The organism is Demequina sediminis, from assembly GCF_039545075.1.
Classification (GTDB): domain Bacteria; phylum Actinomycetota; class Actinomycetes; order Actinomycetales; family Demequinaceae; genus Demequina; species Demequina sediminis.
In genome coordinates, this window is record NZ_BAABRR010000004.1 from 18,073 (window position 1) to 36,150 (window position 18,078).

The window sequence follows — 18,078 nt, forward strand, 5'->3', positions numbered from 1 at the left end:
CATCGTCCCTAGCGAATGGGGCCGCGCATGGCCGCGAGGCCGCCCGAGCCCAGGTGCTCCTGGCCGATCAGGTGGTCAAAGACGATGTTGGTCTCGGTCGAGGCGACCACCGGATCCATGCTGAGTTCCGTCGCGACGAAGTCGCGCAGCTGCGCGGTCGACACGCACGCGACGTGGATGAGGAAGTCGATGGTGCCTCCCACGAAGAACACCGAGAGCACGTTGGGAAGCTGGATCACCTTCGAGGCGTAGCTCTTGATCTGGGGTCGCGCCTGCGCGCGCAGCCGGACCGAGACGATCCCCTGGACGTCGAGTCCCAGCGCGGCGTAGTCGATCTCGACATGGGACGAGCGGATGATGCCCGCCTCCCGCAGCGCCTTGACACGCGCGTGCGTGGTCGACGGCGCCACGTGAAGCCGCGCCGCGAGTGCGGCGTTGGGGATGCGGGCGTCGCGCATGAGTTCCCAGACGATGCGCTCGTCGAGGTCGTCGAGTCGAACAGGCTTCGGCGCGGGGCCGCCCTGAGGGGTCACGGTCATCGATTCTTCGCCCTTTCGCGCACTATGGCCATATGTGTTCGAGTTTGCTTGTGTGACGGGAACTTCCTCCAAGAATTGCAGGTGTCCGATGAAGAAGGTGCGCGAAGCGCCGAGAGGGGTGGGGCCATGCTGATTGGGATTCCGGCAGAGGTGAAGGACAACGAGCGTCGTGTGGGCGCGACCCCGGGCGGGGTGCGCGAGCTTGTCGCGGCGGGCCACGAGGTGGTGGTCGAGACGGGCGCGGGGCTCGGGTCGGCCTTCGCCGACGACCACTACGCGCTCGCCGGCGCGAGGCTCGGCACGGCCGCCGACGCGTGGGGCGCGGACATGGTGATCAAGGTCAAGGAGCCGGTGCCGGCCGAGTACGGGTACCTGCGCGCTGGCCTGTTGCTCTTCACCTACCTCCACCTGGCGGCCAACGAGCCGCTCACGCGTGCGCTCGCCGAGTCAGGCACCACCGCGATCGCCTACGAGACCGTCACCCTGGCCGACGGCTCGCTTCCGCTGCTCGCCCCCATGAGCGAGGTGGCCGGTCGCATGGCGACGATGGTGGGGGCGTACCACCTCATGAGTCCGCAGGGCGGGCGCGGGGTGCTGCTGCCCGGCGTGCCCGGGGTGCGGCCCGCGACCGTCACCGTGATCGGGGCGGGGGTCGCGGGCGCCAACGCCGTGTCGCAGGCCGTGGGTATGGGCGCGGAGGTGACGGTGCTCGACCTGTCGGTGCCCCGGCTGCGCCACCTGGACGACCTGTACGGCGGCCGCGTGCGCACCGTCGCGTCGAGCGCGGCGGCGATCGAGGAGGCCGTCACGGAGTCTGACCTGGTGATCGGCGCGGTGCTCGTGACGGGCGCGCGGGCCCCGCGGCTCGTCACCCGCGAACTCGTGTCGCGGATGCGCGCGGGCGCGGTGCTGGTCGACGTCGCGATCGACCAGGGTGGCTGCTTCGAGGACTCGCGTCCGACCACTCACGCCGAGCCCACCTACGCGGTCGAACAGACCACGTTCTATTGCGTCGCCAACATGCCGGGCGCGGTCGGACGCACGTCGACACTCGCGCTCACGAACGCGACCTTGCCGTATGCGGTGCGCTTGGCCAGCCTGGGCTGGGAGGCAGCCTGCGCGGCCGACCCCGCGCTCGCGGCGGGACTCGCGACCACGGGAGGGAGCATCGTCCACGCGGAGACGGCGGCCACGTTCCCTCACCTCGTGGGGTGAGGGCGTCGTCAGGAAGACTGGCGGGCCGCCCACCAGGCCTTGAGCTCGGCCTCGGCGCGCTCGGGATCGAGCGGTCCGTGCTCCATGCGTAGCTCCAGCATGTGGCGGTAGGCCTCGCCCACCGCGCGGCCCGGAGCAAGCCCCAGGATCTCCATGATGCGCGTGCCGTCGAGATCGGGACGGATCGCGTCGACCTCCTCCTGCTCGCGCAGCTCAGCGATGCGGTGCTCGAGGTCGTCGTACGCGAACGACAGCCGGTCGGCCTTGCGGCGGTTGCGGGTCGTGACGTCGGCGCGCGTGAGCCGGTGCAGCCGCTCCAGTTGGTCCCCCGCGTCGACCACGTAGCGGCGGACCGCGGAATCCGACCACCGCGCATCCGCGTATCCGTGGAAGCGCAGGTGCAGGGAGACCAGGTGTTGGACGGCCTTGACGGTGTCCTTGTCGAAGCGCAGTTCCTTGAGACGGCGGGCGGTCATCTTGGCGCCCACGATCTCGTGGTGATGGAAGCTCACGCCCCCGCCCGGCTCGAGGCGGCGCGTGGGCGGCTTGCCGATGTCGTGGAGCAGCGCCGCGAGGCGCAGGATCAGGTCCGGACCTGGCACCGGTCCGTCGGGGCCGGTCTCGAGATCGATCGCCTGCTCGACCACCGTGAGCGTGTGGTCGTAGACGTCCTTGTGATGGTGGTGCTCGTCCACCTCGAGGCGCAGCGCGGGCAGCTCGGGAAGGACGCGCTCCGCGAGCCCCGAGTCCACGAGCGCCGCGAGGCCCGCGCGCACGTCCCCGCCCAGCAGCAGCTTGGTGAGCTCGTCGCGCACGCGCTCGGCGGACACGATCGCGATCCGCTCGCTCATCGCCGCCATCGCAGCGAACGTCGCCGGCTCGATGTCGAAGCGCAACTGCGACGCGAAGCGCGCCGCCCTCATCATGCGCAGGGGATCGTCTCCAAAGGACACGTGCGGGTCGATGGGGGTGCGCAGCAGCCCGCCCGCGAGATCCTCGAGGCCCCCGTAGGGGTCGACGAACTCGAGCGACGGCAGCCGCACCGCCATCGCGTTGACGGTGAAGTCGCGCCGCGCGAGGTCGCCCTCGAGGGAGTCGCCGAACGCGACCACCGGCTTGCGCGTCGCGCCGTCGTACTCGTCGGCGCGATACGTGGTGATCTCGACGACCACGTCGCCCCTGCGCCCGCCGATCGTCCCGAACTCGCGACCCATGTCCCACGTCGAGCGCGTCCAGCCCCGCAACAGCGCCTCGATCTGGTCGGGATGGGCGGACGTCGCGAAGTCGAGGTCCGCACTCGAGCGCCCCAGGAAGGCGTCGCGCACGGGTCCGCCGACGAGCGCGAGCTCGTGACCCGCGGCCGCGAAGGACTCGGCGAGGCGCGTGATGTCGGCGGGCAGCGCGGCCCACAATCCGACCGCGCGGCGGCGCAGCACGTCGAGCGAGGGGGAGGCGGCGGGGTGGTCTGTCACCGGTCCAGTGTCCCAGACGGGCGCGGCCCGCCTCCCTCGGGCCCTCTGCGGGGTCGTTAGAGTTGGGCCATGCCCACGCCGCCCGTCCCGCGTCCCGGCCCGGTGCCGATGCCGCCCACGGGTGTGCCGGCCCGCCAGCGACGCGAGACCGCCGCCCACCGCACGCCTCACCTGCCGGTGAGCAACGAGACCTCCGCGGGAGGAATCGCGGTGCGCGTCGAGGACGGGATCGCATACGCCGCGTGCATCGGGCGCCGCAACCGCGCGGGCCGCCTCGAGTGGTGCCTGCCGAAGGGTCACATCGAGGAGGGGGAGACTCCCGAGATCGCTGCGGTGCGCGAGGTCGCGGAGGAGACGGGAATCGATGCCGAGATCATTCAGCCGCTGGGCGTGATCGACTACTGGTTCACGGGCGATGATCGCCGCGTGCACAAGGTAGTCCACCACTACCTTCTCGAGGCGCGCGCGGGCATCATCACCACGGACAAAGACCCCGATCATGAGGCGGAGGTGGCGCGCTGGATCGCGGTGGCCGACCTCATGCGCGAGCTCGCCTATCCCAATGAGCGGAAGATGGCCCAGGCGGCCGCCCGTCTCCTCGCGATTGCTCCGTGACCCGACCCATGCGCACGACCGCACTACTTCCCTCCCGCCTGCGCCGCGCCCTCGCGGGCGCCGCCGCCCTCGTGATCCTCGGCGTGGCCGCGCCCGTCGGGGTAGCCACGGCCGCACCGACGGACACCCCGGCGACCCTGGTGGCCTCGATCGAGTCGGATCCCTCGCCCACGGTGCGGGCGGGCGAGTCGATGACGTCGATCGCGACGGTCCACAACGAGGACTCCGTGCCGCTTGACGACGCGCGCGTCGAGATGCGCGTGACGAACGCACCACTGGGCGACCTCGGGGCCCTCGACGCCTTCCTCGCAGGCTCGCGACCGCGGATGACAACGGTCGGCGCCGCGAACGTGGGCATCTCGCTCACCCTGCCTCCCGCCGCGGGCACCCCGGTGGCGCCGGAGGACGGCGAGGTCGAGCCCGAGACGGTCCACCGCCTCGCGCCGGGCGGCTCCGCCACGGTCTCGGTGACCGCCGCCGCCGCGGACCTTCCGTTCGCCCCCGACACGTGGGCGGTGCACGGCGTCGAGGTGGTGCTCGTGACCGACCAGGAGACGCGCGTGCTGCTCAGCGGAGCCGTGACCTGGATCGATGCGTCCATGCCGCGCCTCGAGCTCGCCACGCTCGCGACCGCGACGGGCATCAGCGCGCGGGTGCGCGCGATCACCGCCGCCTCCGACATCCCCGGCGTCACGCTCGCGATCGACACCACGGCGCTCTCGGACCTGGGCAAGAGCAGCCTCGACATGGCGGATCGCGACGTCATGGCCATCCCCGCCGGCGACCCCGACCTCGTGTCGCTCGCCCATGCCGGCGAGGAGACCCTGCTCGACTTCGCCCTGTCGCGCGTGCGGGGAGGCTCGAGCCCCCTCACGGACCTGCCGTGGATCGCTCACGTCGCCCATGCCGACACCCCCACCGCCGAGCTCGCCGCGGCGAAGGGCGCGAGCGCCCTCGTGGTCACAGGATCCGAGGGGGACGATGCCGCGGTGCGGACCGTCCAGACGGTCGCCGTGGGCGACGGGATCCTCTCCGTGCTGACCCCCGACGAGGTCCTCTCCGATAGCATCTCCGGGATCGGATCGACACGCCCCGGCGGAGTCGGCGCGGCGGTCGCCACCGGCGCGCTCACCGCCGCCGAGTCGGACGGACCGGTGCTCGCGTGGACCGGCGCCGACTGGGCACCCACCGGCCCCGAGTCCGCCATCGCGCTCTCCGCGCTCATGACCGCCGAGTTTGTGGATCCCATCTCCGTCGCGGAGCTCGCGGAGGGCGCCGGGCCGCGCACGGTCCTCCCCACCGTGGTGGACGAGGACGGGGACCTCGACGCGGCGACCATTACCGGACTGGCGCGCAGGCTCGCCCGGCTCGGGGACCTGTCGCTCACCGCGCAGGACCCGTCCGCGATCCTCAATCCGGGAGGCCGTACCCTGCTGTCGCCGCTCGCCACATCGCTGCGCGACCAACCTCAAATTCGCGGTCTGCGCGTGACACAGTCCACCGCGGCGGTCGACCAGACGCTCGGCGCGCTGACGGTCGCGGCGGGCTCGGACGTGAACTTCATCGCCGACAGCGGCAGCGTCCCCGTCACCGTGCGCAACGATCTCGACGTGGACGCCACCGTCACGGTCGACATGACGTCGTTCGCACCCAACCTGCAGGTGAGGGACGCCCCCACCGTTACGATCCCTGCGGGGTCCAGCATGGCGGTGCCCGTCGAGGTCGAGGCGGTGTCCTCCGCGAACGTCAACGCGACCATCGTGCTGCGCAACCCCGACGGCACGGCGATCGGCGCCCCGGTGAGCATGAGCGTGCGGGTACGGGCGGACTGGGGAACGGCGATGACCGCCTTCTTCACGGCCGGGCTCGTGTTGCTCCTCGTCATGGGCGTCGTGCGCACGATTCGCCGAGGCCGCAAGGAGACCCGCACCGGCCCGCGGCCGGACCCGCTGGAGGCGACCGGCGGCGAGGCCCTGCCGTGACCACCGACTCGCCGGAGGCCCCCCGCGGATCGCTGCGGCGGCACACGCTCGTGATGGCGTCCGGCACGCTGGTCTCGCGCGGACTGGGCTTTGCGCGCAACGCCCTGCTTGCCGCCGCCATCGCGGTCAACACGGTGGCAGGCAACGCATACGACGTCGCGAACAAGATCCCCAACGCCCTCTACGCCGTCATCGCGGCGGGCGTCCTCAACGCGGTGCTCGTGCCGCAGATCGTGCGGGCCTTCCGCCGCGAGGACGGCAAGCGCACGGTCGACAGAATCGTCACGCTCGGCGTGGCGGGTTCGCTCGCGGTCACGGTGCTGTTCACCATCGCAGCGCCCGTGTTCGTCGTGATGTACACGCAGGACTGGTCCGTCGCGCAGCGCCAGCTCGCGATCGGATTCGCGTTCTGGTGCATCCCGCAGCTGTTCTTCTACAGCGTCTACACGATCCTGGGCCAGGTACTCAACGCCAAGGAGCAGTTCGGGCCGTACATGTGGGCGCCCGTGCTCAACAACGTGGTGTCGATCGCCGGACTCGTCGCGTATCTCGCGATCTACGGCGGCTACGCCCTCGACGCGGACGTCGTCGAGCCCGACTGGTCCGCCGCCCGCATCGCGCTCCTCGCCGGGACCGCGACGCTCGGCATCGCGGCGCAGGCACTCATTCTCATTTGGCCGCTGCGACGCGGAGGCTACCGGTGGGCTCCGGTCTGGAAGGGCCCCAAGGGAGAGCTCCGCGGCATCACGAGCGTCGCCGGCTGGGCGCTCGGCGCGGTGCTCCTCGACCAGGTCGGCGTGGTGATGGCGACCAGGGTCGCGTCCGCCGCGAGCGCCGCGGCCGAGGACCTCAACGCCGTGGACATCGCCGGCAACGCGGCCTACTTCAACGCGATGATGCTCTACCTCGTGCCGCACTCGATCGTCACGGTCTCGCTCGTCACGGCGCTCGCGACGCCGATGGCAAGGCACGCTGCCGCGGGGGACCTCGCGACGCTGCGCGCGACCACGCAGCGCGGGCTGCGCATGGTCACTGTCTTCGGTCTGTGGTCGACCGCCGTGTTCGTCGCCCTCGCGCCCGCACTCACGCGCATCGCGCTGCCCGCACAGCCGGAGGCGGAGGTGCAGTCGGTCGCCTACGTGCTCATGGCCCTCGCGCTCGGCGCGGCCCCGCTGGGGCTGCTCTCGGTGTTCAAGCGCGTCTTCTTCGCGCTCGAGGACGGGCGAGCAGTCTTCTTCATCCAGATTCCCGTCACGATCGCGTGGGTGGGAGGCATGTTCCTCCTGCGCGAGACGCTGCCATTCGCGTGGTGGACCGCGGGCGTCGCGCTCGCCCTGAGCCTGTCCAACGTGGTGGGTGTGGTGCTCCGCGCCAACGGCGTCAGGCGCCGCATCGGCGGCCTGGGCGGCACGCGCACCCTCAGCGTCATCGCGCGCGCGACCGCGGCGGCAATCGCGACCGGAGCGCTCGGCTGGTGGCTGATGCGCCTCATCCCGGCGGCGGAGTCGGGCGACCGGGTCGCGAGGCTGGTCATGTCGATCGGCACGGTTGCGGTGCTCATCCCCGTGATGGGGGTCGCCTACTGGGCGCTGCTGCGCCTCCTCAAGGTGCCCGAGGCCCAGGAACTGGTGGCACCGCTCCTTCGACGTCTGAGGCGCACCGTACGATAGGCGTAGCGATACGTCGGGGGTGCGGAACAGGTGCAAGAGGGCAGGGTCTTGGGTGCGCGTTTCACCCTGCTCGAGGAGGTCAATCACGATATCCCGGGCATCGAGCGGCACCTCGCACACGACGGGCGGCTCGATCGACTCACGGTGGTGGACATCGTTCACCTCGTGTCGGCCGGCGCGGTGCGCAAGGTCGCGACGCGGGCCTCGCGCCTGCGCGACCCCCGTCTCGCACGCATCGTCGCGACGGGACGGGACACCGTCGAGGGCCGCCCGGTCACGTACGTGGCGATCGAGCACGTGCCCGGCGTCACCCTCGACGAGGTGCTTGCGACGCGACGCATCGATCCCCGGCGCGCGATGGCGATCGTGGGCGGCGCCGCACGCGCGCTCGCCGCGGCCAAGGCGGAGGGCCTCACGCACGGATTCGTGCGCCCCGGCTGCATCACGGTGACGGAGCGCGGCCGCGTGGTGGTCGCCGGGGTCGGCGTGGATGGCGAGGCCGGTGCGCAGGCCGGGATCGTCGAGCAGGCCTCGGAGGAGGCAGACTCGCGCGCCCTGGGCGAGATCCTGGTGCGCGCGCTCACGGGTCTCGACCGCGGCGAGTCGACGGCCGACGACCTCCCGGACGGCATGCCTGCCGCGGGTCGCGCCGTGGCCCTCGATGTCCTCACGGGCGCGCCGCCGACCACGCTTGGTGCCCTCATCGACGCCCTGTCCCCCTTCGACGCACGCGCGCTCGTGGGCTTCACGGCCGCCGTCGAGACGCTGCGGTGGATCCCGCGCCTCGAGAGCGAGCACGAGGCACAGGCGGCGCGCGAGGCGGCCCGACTCGCGCAGGAGGAGGCCGAGCGCCTCGAGGCGTCGCGCCAACTGATCGCCTCGGAGACGCTCGAAGCGGCGCGCTTAGCCGCCGAGGAAGAGGCCGCGGAGGCGCTTGCCGACCCTCAGTTGCAGGAGACGATGCGGTCGGCGGCGCACGACGAGGCCGCGGAGGTCGCGGAGACACCACTTCCGGGCACGCACTCGCGACCGGCGGACAAGCACGAGGCCGCCTTCGACACCCTCGAGATCATGGTGGCCGACCAGAACCGGGTGCGCGAGCGCGGCACCTGGGAGCTGGTGCTCGAGGCGCTGCACCGACGCTGGCCCGCCTCGGCCCCGATCACCCACAGCCTCGAGCGCGCCCGTGTGCGTGCGGAGTCCGGCGGCCCCCTGAACGGCTCGCGCGTGGTCATGACTCTCGCCGTCGCCGGAATCGTGCTCGCGGTGTTCGTCGCCTTGGCCTGGCTGGCTCAGCCGCTGAGCGACAGCATCGTGATCGAACCCGCCCGCACCATCCAGCCGCGCCCGGTCGATCCCGCCGCTGACTGAGCGGGAACATCGGACCCCTACCATCTGTTCATGTAACGCCGTCCCGGCCGGGCTCGGCGCCCCATCACACAAGGAACAACCGTGAGCGAAACGCGCAACCTCATCATTGTCGGTTCTGGTCCTGCCGGGTATACGGCGGCTATTTATGCGGCGCGTGCGGGGTTGGCGCCGTTGGTGGTGGCGGGGTCGGTGACGGCTGGTGGGGCGTTGATGAATACGACCGAGGTGGAGAACTTTCCTGGGTTTGTGGAGGGTGTGCAGGGTCCTGAGTTGATGGAGACGTTGCAGGCTCAGGCGGAGCGTTTTGGTGCCGAGGTGCTCTTCGATGATGTGACGGAGCTGGATCTTGCCGGTGACGTGAAGCGTGTGGTGACGGGCATGTCGGGTGAGTACACGGCTGCCGCGGTGATTCTCGCGACTGGGTCGGCGTATAAGGAGCTCGGTCTGGATGATGAGAAGCGTCTCAGTGGTAAGGGTGTGTCGTGGTGTGCCACGTGTGATGGGTTCTTCTTCCGTGACCAGACGGTCGTGGTCGTCGGTGGTGGGGACTCCGCGGTGGAGGAGGCGACGTTCCTGACCCGGTTCGCGGCGAAGGTGTATCTGGTGCATCGCAGGGATGAGTTGCGGGCGTCGAAGATCATGGCGGATCGTGCTGTGGCGGATCCGAAGATTGAGTTCGTGTGGAACTCCGAGGTCATTGGCCTTGATGGTGACGTGAAGCTCGAGGGTGTGCGGATCCGTAACCGTGTGAGTGGTGAGGAGTCGACGCTGGCCGCGACGGGATTGTTTGTCGCGATCGGTCACGATCCTCGCTCCGAGCTGGTCAAGGGACAGGTCGACACCGACAGCGAGGGCTACGTCCAGGTCATCGGACGGACCACCGCGACCAACGTGGAGGGTGTGTTCGCGTGTGGTGACCTGGTCGACAACCGCTACCGCCAGGCCATCACCGCCGCCGGCTCGGGCTGCGCCGCCGCCCTCGACGCCCAGCACTACCTCGACGCGCGCGAGGCAGCACGTGCGTCCCAGGAGGCTCCGGACGCGGTCGAGGCCGTCACGGCTCCCGTCGAGTCGCCCGCGGCCGCGCTGCCGGCGGTCCCCGTCGCCGCCACCGTGGACACGTTCCAGGCGGAGGTGCTCGCCTCGGACGTCCCTGTCGTGGTCGACTTCTGGGCGACGTGGTGCGGACCGTGCCGCGCGGTCGCCCCTCTCCTTGACGAGCTCGCCGAGGAGTACGCGGGCCGCCTCAAGGTGGTCAAGGTGGACACCGACGCCAACCCGCAGCTCGCGATGGCCTACGGCGTCACCTCGATCCCGACCATGAGCTTCTTCAAGGGCGGCGAGGTCGTGAAGTCCGTGGTGGGCGCTCGCCCGAAGCCCGCGCTCTCCGCACTGTTCGACGAGGTCCTCGCCTAACCCGACCCAAGCATCGTCTTGCAGCACGGGGGTCCAGGCGCGTGATGGCTGGACCCCCGTGCGCGTGCCAGACTTGCGCCATGAGCGACGGCACCCCCACCCCGCGCGAAGGCACTCGTCTCGATCCCTGGTACGGGTCCTATGCACAGCGCGCGCACCAGATGCGCGCCTCGGAGATTCGTGCCCTGTTCGCGGTCGCGAGCCGCCCCGAGGTGGTCTCGCTTGCCGGCGGCATGCCGTTCATCGGCGGCCTCCCACTCGAGGAGCTGGGTGAGATGTCCCGCCGGATCATCGTGGAGCACGGCGAGGTCGCGCTCCAGTACGGCTCCGGCCAGGGCGACGTCACGCTGCGCGAGAAGATCCTCGAGGTCATGGCGCTCGAGGGCATCGTCGCCCATCCGGACGATGTCGTGGTCACCACGGGCTCGCAGCAGGCGCTCGACCTGGTGACGACGATCTTCATCGATCCTGGCGACGTCATCGTGGCCGAGGCGCCGTCGTACGTGGGAGCGCTCGGCGTGTTCCGGGCGCACGAGGCCGATGTAGTCCACGTGCCCATGGACGCGCACGGGCTCATCCCCGAGGCTCTTGAGCAGACCCTCGCGCGCCTCACGGCCGAGGGTCGTCGCGTGAAGTTCCTCTACACCGTTCCCAACTTCCACAACCCCGGCGGCGTCACGCTGTCGCTCGAACGCCGCCCGCAGGTGCTGGAAATCTGCGAGCGGTACGGCGTGCTGGTGCTCGAGGACAATCCCTACGGCCTGCTGGGCTTCGACACCGAACCGCTCCCCTCACTGCGCTCGATGAGCCCCGAAGGCGTCATTTACCTGGGGTCTTTCTCGAAGACCTTCGCTCCGGGATATCGCGTCGGGTGGGCGGTCGCGCCGCACGCGGTGCGTGAGAAGCTGGTCCTGGCATCCGAGGCGGCGATCCTCAGCCCCTCGAACGCGTCGCAGATGGCGATCGCGACCTACCTTGAGCACTTCGACTGGCAGGGCCAGATCAAGAAGTTCCAGGTCCAGTACCGGGAGCGTAGGGACGCGATGATCTCCGCGCTCGGGGAGCACATCCCCGAGGCGTCGTGGAACGTGCCCGACGGTGGGTTCTACGTGTGGGTGCGGCTTCCCGACGGTCTCGACGCCAAGTCGATGCTTCCCCGCGCGATCACGGCGCGCGTCGCATACGTCTCGGGCAGCGCGTTCTACATCGACGGCTCGGGCACGGATCACCTGCGACTGTCGTACTGCTTCCCCACCCCGGAGCGCATCAGGGAGGGCGTGCGCCGCCTCGCGACGGTCGTGGACGCCGAGCTCGAGACCGTCCGCATCTTCGGAACCTCGGGGGGCCGCCGCGGCGACACCGTCGACTTCCCCTCGCCCGACCTCTACTGACCGCTACGACCTCCGAGAGGACCGCACCTCATGCACGTACTCATTCTGGCCGGCGGGCTGTCACACGAGCGCGACGTGTCGATTCGCAGTGGCAGGAGGGTCCAGGAGGCGCTCAAGGGACGCTTCGACCAGGTTTCTTTGCTTGATGTGGACACGGAGTTGATCCCTACTTTGCGCGCCGGCGACGTCGACGTCGTGTGGCCGCTTCTCCACGGTGCCTCGGGAGAGGACGGCTCGCTCCAGGCACTCCTCGAGTTGCTGGGTGTGACGTTCGTGGGCACGGGGTCTCGCGCGGCCCGGGTCGCGTGGAACAAGGCGGTCGCCAAGGCGGTGATGATGCGTGAGGGCATCTCGACGCCCGAGTACGTCACTCTCCCCCAGTCTCTCTTCCGGGAGGTGGGTGCCGAGCAGGTGCTCGACGCGATCGTGGCGCGCTTCTCGCTCCCGCTCGTCGTGAAGCCGGTGCGCGGCGGTTCCGCGCTGGGCGTGTCGATCGTCAGGGACCGCGCCGACCTCGCCCGCGCGATGGTCCACTGCTTCGCCTACGGCGACGTGGCTCTCATCGAGAGGCACGTCGAGGGCATCGAGCTCGCGGTGAGTGTCCTGGGCACGGGGGACGATGCCCGGGTGCTGCCCGCGGTCGAGGTCGCCGTCGAGGGGGCGTACGACTACGACGCGCGCTACAACGCCGGCAGGGTCGAGTACTTCGCGCCCGCGCGGCTGACCGCCGAACAGGCCGAGGTCGTCTCTGCCGCCGCGCTCACCGTGCACCGCACCATGGACCTTCGCGACCTGTCGCGGGTCGACCTCATTCTCGATGGGGACGGCGCCGCTCAGGTGCTCGATATCAACATCGCCCCTGGTATGACCGAGACCTCGCTGCTTCCGCAGGCCGCCGAGGCGGCGGGTCTCGACCTTGGTTCGGCCTACAGCGCGCTGGTCGCCGACGCCCACGGTCGCGGGATCGTCGACTAGGCGGTTCGGCTAGGAGTCGCTTCCAAACACTCCCGGATCCGTGGGGTCCAGGAGGCCGACGATCCTGTTGAGGTCATCGACGGTCGCGAAGTCAATCGTGATCGATCCGCGCGTGCGACCCAGCTTGACCTTGACGCGCGTGTCGAAGCGGTCACCCAGCCTGCCGCCGAGCTCGTCGAGCGCCGCGGTGCGTCCGCCGGCCCGCACGGCTCCCTTGCGTGGCTTCGGGGTATCGACGCCGAGCGTCACCGCCTCCTCGGTCGCCCTCACCGAAAGGCCCTCAGCGACGATGCGCGTCGCGAGGAGCTCCATGGCTTCGGGAGACTCGAGCCCCAGCAGGGCGCGGGCGTGGCCCGCCGAGAGCACACCGGCCGCAACCCGTCGCTGCACCGGCGCCGGGAGGCGCAGGAGCCTCAGGGTGTTCGAGATCTGGGGACGCGACCGGGAGATCCTGGTCGCGAGCTCCTCATGCGTGATGCCGAAGTCCTCAAGCAGCTGCTGATATGCCGCGGCTTCCTCGAGCGGATTGAGCTGGCTGCGGTGGAGGTTCTCGACCAGCGCGTCACGCAGCAGGTCGTTGTCGTCGGTCGATCGAATGATCGCCGGGATCTCGGTGAGCCCCGCCTCCTTGGACGCACGCAGCCTGCGCTCGCCCATGATGAGCTCGTAGCCCTCCCCCTCGGGATTGGGCCGCACGACGATCGGCTGCAGGACGCCGATCTCCTTGATCGATCCGACGAGCTCGGCGAGGGCCTCCTCGTCGAAGACGGTGCGGGGCTGACGCGGGTTGGGTACGACGGCGTACGGGTCGATATGGGCGAAGGATGCCCCGGGAACGGGAACGAGCTCGCCGTCCTCGGAGACCTGCGTGATTGTCGGAATCGCGCCCGTGGTGTCCGAGAAGAAGACGTCCCGAGGGCGCTCCTGGACGGGTCCCTCGGGCTCGGTCGGGATGAGCGCTCCGAGTCCGCGCCCCAGGCCCCTCTTGGTCTTGCTCACTAGTGCTCCGTTCCTGCGGCGCCGCGCACCGCGATGTCACGCGCGACGGCCATGTAGGCCACGGCTCCTGACGAGTGTGGGTCGTGGGTGATGACGGTCTGGCCGAACCCCGGCGCCTCCGAGACGCGCACCGATCTCGGCACCGTCTGGTCGAGGGTCTGCTCCGGGAAGTGCGAGCGCACCTCGGATGCCACCTCGCGCGCGAGGTTCGTGCGGCCGTCGTACATCGTGAGGACGATCGTCGAGACGTGGATGCCGGGATTGAGGTGCTTCCTGACCATCTCGACGGTCTTGATCAGCTGGGTCAGGCCCTCGAGCGCGTAGTACTCACACTGGATCGGGATGAGGACCTCGGTCGCGACCACCATCGCGTTCAGCGTGAGTAGACCGAGGCTGGGCGGGCAGTCGATGAAGACGTAGTCCAGTTCCTTGCCCGCGCCCTCGAGCAACTCCTTGAGCGCGTCGTGCAGGCGGAACTCGCGTCGGACCATCGACACGAGCTCGATGTCCGCGCCCGCGAGGTCGATCGTCGCCGGCACACACCACAGCGTGTCGATCTCGGGGCTGCGCTGCGCGACACGCGCCATGGGCGTCTCGTCGAGCAGGACGTCGTAGATCGAGGGCGTGCCCGACCTGTGGTCGACGCCGAGCGCCGTGGAGGCGTTTCCCTGGGGATCCGCGTCAATGACGAGCACGTTGGCACCTCGCTTGGCGAGCGCCGCGGCCACGTTGACGGAGGTGGTCGTCTTGCCCACCCCGCCCTTCTGGTTCGAGACCGCGATGATGCGGGTACGGGCGGGGCGAGGGAAGGCCGCACTCTCGAGCGCGCGCCGACGCCGCTCCGTGGCTATCATCTCCGCCGCGAGCGGGCTGTCGCCGTCCTCGCTCAGGCCCTCGAAGGGGTCGATCGCCGTGAAGGGGTTGGTGGTTTCACGTGAAACACCGTCGGGGGTGCGGTCACGCTCCGGCCCGGTCGTCGGCCTCGCATCGTCAAACGCCACTCGCACACCTTCCCCACATCTGTATCCGCCGCCGGCCCGTCTCGCCCGGAACTGGGCATGCCTCTCGTACTCGCGCCCCGCACCGTGAATGGCGACGGGGGTGGAAGCCTCTCCTTGAGGAAACGCCTCGTGATCACGCGTCGCGGTCAGACCGGCGACTCACCTCCGCCCATGTTTCACGTGAAACATGGGCGGCGCAACCGCCAACAGCAAACCTTTGTGGGTCCGCTGAGCACCTCCTCCGGCCCGACGACTCTACCCCAGGAGGCGCCTGGAAGAGGTCCGGGATCGGCGACAGCGTGCGGGCCTGGTGCGGCTATGGCATCACGATGCGCACGCATTCGGGCCGCGCACCACCTCTCGGACTCCTGTGGAGAAACCCGCGTCCGCCGCCACTCTCACGCACAAACGCCTGTGGACGACCGTGTGGACAGCGAGGGGGAAGAATCACGACCGGGTCAGCACCACGACGGTCGTGGCGTCGACGCCCGCGATGGTGCCCGCCGTGTGGATCTCGCCCGTGAAGCGCTGCTTGCGCAGGGTGTACTTGGCGCGGTCGAGCTCGTCGGCCGCACTCCGACCCTTGAGGAGCACCAGACGCCCGTGGGGACTGAGCAGCGGTGAGCACCACTTGACCAGCTTGTCGATGGCCGCGACAGCGCGGGCGGTGACGATGTCGGCCTCGACCGACTCCGTGACTTCCTCGGCACGCCCCCGCACCACAAGTACATTGTCGATCCCGCATCGTTCCGCGACCTCGAAAAGCCACTGAATGCGTCGCTCCATCGGCTCAATCAGCACGTAGTCGCGAGAGGGATCCATCGCGGCCAACACCATGCCGGGGAGGCCGGCGCCGGAGCCGACGTCGGCGACTCGGCCATCCCCGAGGTACGGCGCGAGCGCCGCCGAGTTCAGGATGTGGCGCTCCCAGAGCCTCCCGACCTCGCGGGGGCCAATCAGTCCTCGCTCGACACCTTCAGCTGCCAGCATGTCGGCGAATGCCAGCACTCGTGGATACGTGTCCCCGAAGTACTCGCGGACCGCGGCACTGCCGCTGAGGGGGTCGATCTGAGGGGGCTCGAGGACGTCGTCGGTCATAGGTGTTTCACGTGAAACGTCAGGAGGGAAGCACCACGACGTAGCGCTGCGGGTCCTCGCCCTCGGACTCGGAGGCCAGGCCGGCCTCAAGAACGACGTCGTGAACCACCTTGCGCTCGAACGCATTCATCGGCTGCATCTCGACGCGCTCGCCCGTCTCCCGCACCACCGCGATGGCCTCGCGGGCGAGCTCGGCGAGCCGCTCGCGACGACCGGCACGGAAGTCCGCAATGTCGAGCATGAGCCGGCTGACCTCGCCGGTGTCGGCCTGGACAGCGAGACGCGTCAGGTCCTGGAGCGCCTCGAGCACCTCCCCCTCGGGACCCACGAGTCGCTTGAGGTCCTGGCTCGGGCCATCGGCCACGATCGCCACCTTGGCTCGTCCGGCCTCGACCGAGATGTCGATGTCGCCATCCATGTCGAGGATGTCGAGCAGTTCCTCGAGGAAGTCGGCTGCGACGTCACCCTCGGCGTCGAGCTTCTTGATGCTGTCGGTCATGAGTTGTCCTTCTCCTGATCGCCGCCTGCGGCGGACTGAGGCTTCGATCCGCCACGGCCCTTGCGCTTGGGCTGCTGTCGCTGACCGGAACGCTTGGGCTCTTCGACCGGCTCCTGCTCGATGACCACGACCGCGGGGTCCTCGCCCCGGCGAGCGGCGCGACGCGCGGCCTTGGCCGCGAGGCGCTCCTGGTGCTGGCGGTCCGCCTCGGAGCCGGGCGTGGGGTTGTTGCGGATGACGTAGAACTGCTGGCCCATGGTCCACAGGTTGGTGGTGGTCCAGTAGATGAGGACACCCACGGGGAAGTTGGGGCCGGTGATCACGAAGATGAACGGCAGCGCGTACATCAGGATCTTCTGCTGCTGCGCCATCGGGCCCTCAAGGGCACTCGCCGGCATGTTCTTCATGGTGAGCTGACGCTGAGTGGTGAACGTCGTGGCAACCATGGCGATGATGAGGACGGCGGACAGGATCTTCGCGGCCGCACCCTCCGAGTTGAAGAACGTGTCCGACAGCGATGCACCGAACAGGTCCGCCTGCTGCGCCTGCGTGGCGAGCTCGTTGGTGAGCATGCCGATGCCGTCGGTATTGCCACCGCCATTGACATTGCCCTCGAGGCGGTAGTTGAGCACGCGGAACAGGGCGAAGAAAATAGGCGCCTGCACCAACATTGGCAGGCACGAGGAGAACGGGTTGGTCTTGTGCTTGGAGTAGAGCTCCATGGTCTCGCGGCTCATTGCCTCGCGGGACGCTTGGTCCTTCTTGCCCTTGTACTTGTCCTGGATCTTGCGTAGATCCGGCGCGATCATCTGCATCGCGCGCGACGCCTTGATCTGCTTGACGAACAGTGGGATCAGCGCCGCGCGGATGGTGACCACAAGTCCCACGATCGCAAGCGCCCAGGTGATACCCGCGGCGGGATCTAGACCTAGCAGCGTCCAGAACTTGTGCCAGATCACCATGATGTTGGCGACGACCCACTCGAGTGGGAAGAGGATGGTGTCGATCATGAAGCCGAGGTTCCTTATGTCGTGTGGACGGAAGTCTGGTCAGCCGTCATCGCGGCATTATTCCTCGTGAGGCGAAATAGGCGCTCTCCACGAGCAGGCACGTCATCGACGCCGCCGTTGTTCCACGGGTTGCAGCGCAGGATCCTCCACACGGCCATCAGTGAGCCGATGCCTGCGCCGTGCACACGCACGGCCTCCATGCCGTAGTGCGAGCACGTGGGATGAAACTTGCAGGTAGGTCCCGTCAGGGGAGAGACGGTGAGCTGATAGCCCCGGATCGCGGCCACGACGACTCGCTGCATGCCGTTCATCGCAAGGCCCGCCGGGTCGCGGCACTCAGGGCGCCGTCGAGATCCGCACCCAACGTCGCATAGTCGGCCAGCGCGGCCTCGGGCAATGCGCGCACCACGAGTCGCGCGCCCTCGGGTAGGTGCTCCAGGCGCTCGGCCACGAGCGCTCGCAGGCGCCGCTTCACACGGTTGCGAACCACGGCACCTCCTACCGCCTTAGAAACAGCGAAACCGGCCATGCGTCGAGCATCGCCGGTGAGCGCCACATACACCACCACGGTGTGCCGACCGCTTCGGGCCCCCAGTCGCATCGCGGACCGAAAGTCCGCGGGCGACCGCAGGCGCGAGCCGGCCGGCAGCAACCTTAGGCCGACAGCTTGCCGCGGCCCTTACGGCGGCGGGACGCCAGAATCGACCGACCGGCACGCGTACGCATGCGCAGACGGAAGCCGTGCGTCTTGGCACGCTTGCGGTTGTTCGGCTGGAAAGTCCGCTTGCTCACGGTAACTCCACGACGTTTCAGGGAATGGTCAAA

Annotated in this window: 18 protein-coding genes and 1 pseudogene; 9 read left to right on the top strand and 10 right to left on the bottom strand. The window is 69.4% G+C overall.

Annotated features, from left to right (window positions below):
• Positions 1-8: 8 nt before the first annotated feature.
• The gene (locus tag ABEA62_RS04550; protein WP_286214513.1) at positions 9-539 is read right to left on the bottom strand and encodes an Lrp/AsnC family transcriptional regulator; all 531 of its coding nucleotides are present in this window, start codon (positions 537-539) and stop codon (positions 9-11) included.
• Between the two features lie 126 nt (positions 540-665).
• On the opposite strand from ABEA62_RS04550, the gene ald reads away from it, so the two are divergent.
• Positions 666-1,754: an alanine dehydrogenase gene (gene ald / locus ABEA62_RS04555; RefSeq protein ID WP_286214512.1), complete on the top strand. Its 1,089-nt coding sequence runs from the start codon at positions 666-668 to the stop codon at positions 1,752-1,754.
• Between the two features lie 8 nt (positions 1,755-1,762).
• Here ald and ABEA62_RS04560 read toward each other — a convergent pair whose 3' ends face one another.
• Complete coding sequence (locus ABEA62_RS04560; RefSeq protein WP_286214511.1) at positions 1,763-3,226, bottom strand: CCA tRNA nucleotidyltransferase; 1,464 nt, start codon at positions 3,224-3,226, stop codon at positions 1,763-1,765.
• A gap of 69 nt (positions 3,227-3,295) precedes the next feature.
• Between ABEA62_RS04560 and ABEA62_RS04565 the strand changes: the two genes are divergently transcribed.
• The 8 genes and pseudogenes from ABEA62_RS04565 (at position 3,296) to ABEA62_RS04600 (ending at position 12,646) form a co-directional block, all read left to right on the top strand.
• A complete protein-coding gene (locus tag ABEA62_RS04565; protein ID WP_345378807.1) occupies positions 3,296-3,841 on the top strand; it encodes an NUDIX hydrolase in 546 nt (181 codons plus the stop codon).
• Positions 3,838-5,823 (top strand): DUF6049 family protein, encoded by a 1,986-nt coding sequence (locus ABEA62_RS04570; RefSeq protein ID WP_286214510.1) that lies wholly within the window; start codon positions 3,838-3,840, stop codon positions 5,821-5,823. Before ABEA62_RS04565 ends, ABEA62_RS04570 begins: the two co-directional genes overlap by 4 nt.
• Entirely contained in the window at positions 5,820-7,493 is a 1,674-nt protein-coding gene (murJ, locus tag ABEA62_RS04575; RefSeq protein WP_345378810.1) for a murein biosynthesis integral membrane protein MurJ, read from the top strand. The genes ABEA62_RS04570 and murJ overlap by 4 nt, the downstream gene beginning before the upstream one ends.
• A gap of 48 nt (positions 7,494-7,541) precedes the next feature.
• Entirely contained in the window at positions 7,542-8,864 is a 1,323-nt protein-coding gene (locus ABEA62_RS04580) for a protein kinase family protein (protein WP_286214504.1), read from the top strand.
• A gap of 81 nt (positions 8,865-8,945) precedes the next feature.
• Positions 8,946-9,914 (top strand): annotated as a pseudogene (trxB, locus tag ABEA62_RS04585) (thioredoxin-disulfide reductase); the annotation flags it as partial.
• A 63-nt stretch (positions 9,915-9,977) separates the two neighbouring features.
• On the top strand, positions 9,978-10,280 hold the full coding sequence (trxA, locus tag ABEA62_RS04590; protein WP_286216752.1) for a thioredoxin: 303 nt from the start codon (positions 9,978-9,980) through the stop codon (positions 10,278-10,280).
• Between the two features lie 80 nt (positions 10,281-10,360).
• Positions 10,361-11,671, top strand: coding sequence for an aminotransferase-like domain-containing protein (locus ABEA62_RS04595; protein WP_345378813.1), 1,311 nt, complete (start codon positions 10,361-10,363; stop codon positions 11,669-11,671).
• Between the two features lie 30 nt (positions 11,672-11,701).
• Complete coding sequence (locus ABEA62_RS04600; RefSeq protein ID WP_345378815.1) at positions 11,702-12,646, top strand: D-alanine--D-alanine ligase family protein; 945 nt, start codon at positions 11,702-11,704, stop codon at positions 12,644-12,646.
• Between the two features lie 9 nt (positions 12,647-12,655).
• Here ABEA62_RS04600 and ABEA62_RS04605 read toward each other — a convergent pair whose 3' ends face one another.
• The 8 genes from ABEA62_RS04605 to rpmH all read right to left on the bottom strand — a co-directional run bounded on the left by ABEA62_RS04605 (position 12,656) and on the right by rpmH (position 18,045).
• The gene (locus tag ABEA62_RS04605) at positions 12,656-13,645 is read right to left on the bottom strand and encodes a ParB/RepB/Spo0J family partition protein (protein WP_345378817.1); all 990 of its coding nucleotides are present in this window, start codon (positions 13,643-13,645) and stop codon (positions 12,656-12,658) included.
• Positions 13,645-14,646 (bottom strand): ParA family protein, encoded by a 1,002-nt coding sequence (locus ABEA62_RS04610; protein ID WP_345378819.1) that lies wholly within the window; start codon positions 14,644-14,646, stop codon positions 13,645-13,647. The genes ABEA62_RS04605 and ABEA62_RS04610 overlap by 1 nt, the downstream gene beginning before the upstream one ends.
• 447 nt (positions 14,647-15,093) lie before the next feature.
• Positions 15,094-15,744 carry a 16S rRNA (guanine(527)-N(7))-methyltransferase RsmG gene (rsmG, locus tag ABEA62_RS04615; RefSeq protein WP_286214500.1) on the bottom strand — a complete coding sequence of 217 codons (651 nt, stop codon included), beginning with the start codon at positions 15,742-15,744 and terminating at the stop codon, positions 15,094-15,096.
• A gap of 19 nt (positions 15,745-15,763) precedes the next feature.
• Complete coding sequence (locus ABEA62_RS04620) at positions 15,764-16,243, bottom strand: Jag family protein (protein ID WP_345378822.1); 480 nt, start codon at positions 16,241-16,243, stop codon at positions 15,764-15,766.
• Positions 16,240-17,253 carry a membrane protein insertase YidC gene (gene yidC / locus ABEA62_RS04625; protein WP_286214498.1) on the bottom strand — a complete coding sequence of 338 codons (1,014 nt, stop codon included), beginning with the start codon at positions 17,251-17,253 and terminating at the stop codon, positions 16,240-16,242. Before yidC ends, ABEA62_RS04620 begins: the two co-directional genes overlap by 4 nt.
• A gap of 14 nt (positions 17,254-17,267) precedes the next feature.
• Positions 17,268-17,555, bottom strand: coding sequence for a membrane protein insertion efficiency factor YidD (gene yidD, locus ABEA62_RS04630; RefSeq protein WP_286214496.1), 288 nt, complete (start codon positions 17,553-17,555; stop codon positions 17,268-17,270).
• Between the two features lie 5 nt (positions 17,556-17,560).
• Complete coding sequence (gene rnpA, locus ABEA62_RS04635; protein ID WP_286214494.1) at positions 17,561-17,905, bottom strand: ribonuclease P protein component; 345 nt, start codon at positions 17,903-17,905, stop codon at positions 17,561-17,563.
• A 2-nt stretch (positions 17,906-17,907) separates the two neighbouring features.
• Complete coding sequence (gene rpmH / locus ABEA62_RS04640) at positions 17,908-18,045, bottom strand: 50S ribosomal protein L34 (protein WP_062204973.1); 138 nt, start codon at positions 18,043-18,045, stop codon at positions 17,908-17,910.
• Positions 18,046-18,078 lie beyond the last annotated feature (33 nt).

Bases quoted from the DNA above. Each gene is read 5' to 3' on its own strand.
- ABEA62_RS04550 (WP_286214513.1), bottom strand. From the start codon at position 539: ATGACCGTGACCCCTCAGGGCGGCCCCGCGCCGAAGCCTGTTCGACTC.
- ald (WP_286214512.1), top strand. From the start codon at position 666: ATGCTGATTGGGATTCCGGCAGAGGTGAAGGACAACGAGCGTCGTGTG.
- ABEA62_RS04565 (WP_345378807.1), top strand. From the start codon at position 3,296: ATGCCCACGCCGCCCGTCCCGCGTCCCGGCCCGGTGCCGATGCCGCCC.
- ABEA62_RS04595 (WP_345378813.1), top strand. From the start codon at position 10,361: ATGAGCGACGGCACCCCCACCCCGCGCGAAGGCACTCGTCTCGATCCC.
- ABEA62_RS04600 (WP_345378815.1), top strand. From the start codon at position 11,702: ATGCACGTACTCATTCTGGCCGGCGGGCTGTCACACGAGCGCGACGTG.
- rsmG (WP_286214500.1), bottom strand. From the start codon at position 15,744: ATGACCGACGACGTCCTCGAGCCCCCTCAGATCGACCCCCTCAGCGGC.
- ABEA62_RS04620 (WP_345378822.1), bottom strand. From the start codon at position 16,243: ATGACCGACAGCATCAAGAAGCTCGACGCCGAGGGTGACGTCGCAGCC.
- yidC (WP_286214498.1), bottom strand. From the start codon at position 17,253: ATGATCGACACCATCCTCTTCCCACTCGAGTGGGTCGTCGCCAACATC.
- yidD (WP_286214496.1), bottom strand. From the start codon at position 17,555: ATGCAGCGAGTCGTCGTGGCCGCGATCCGGGGCTATCAGCTCACCGTC.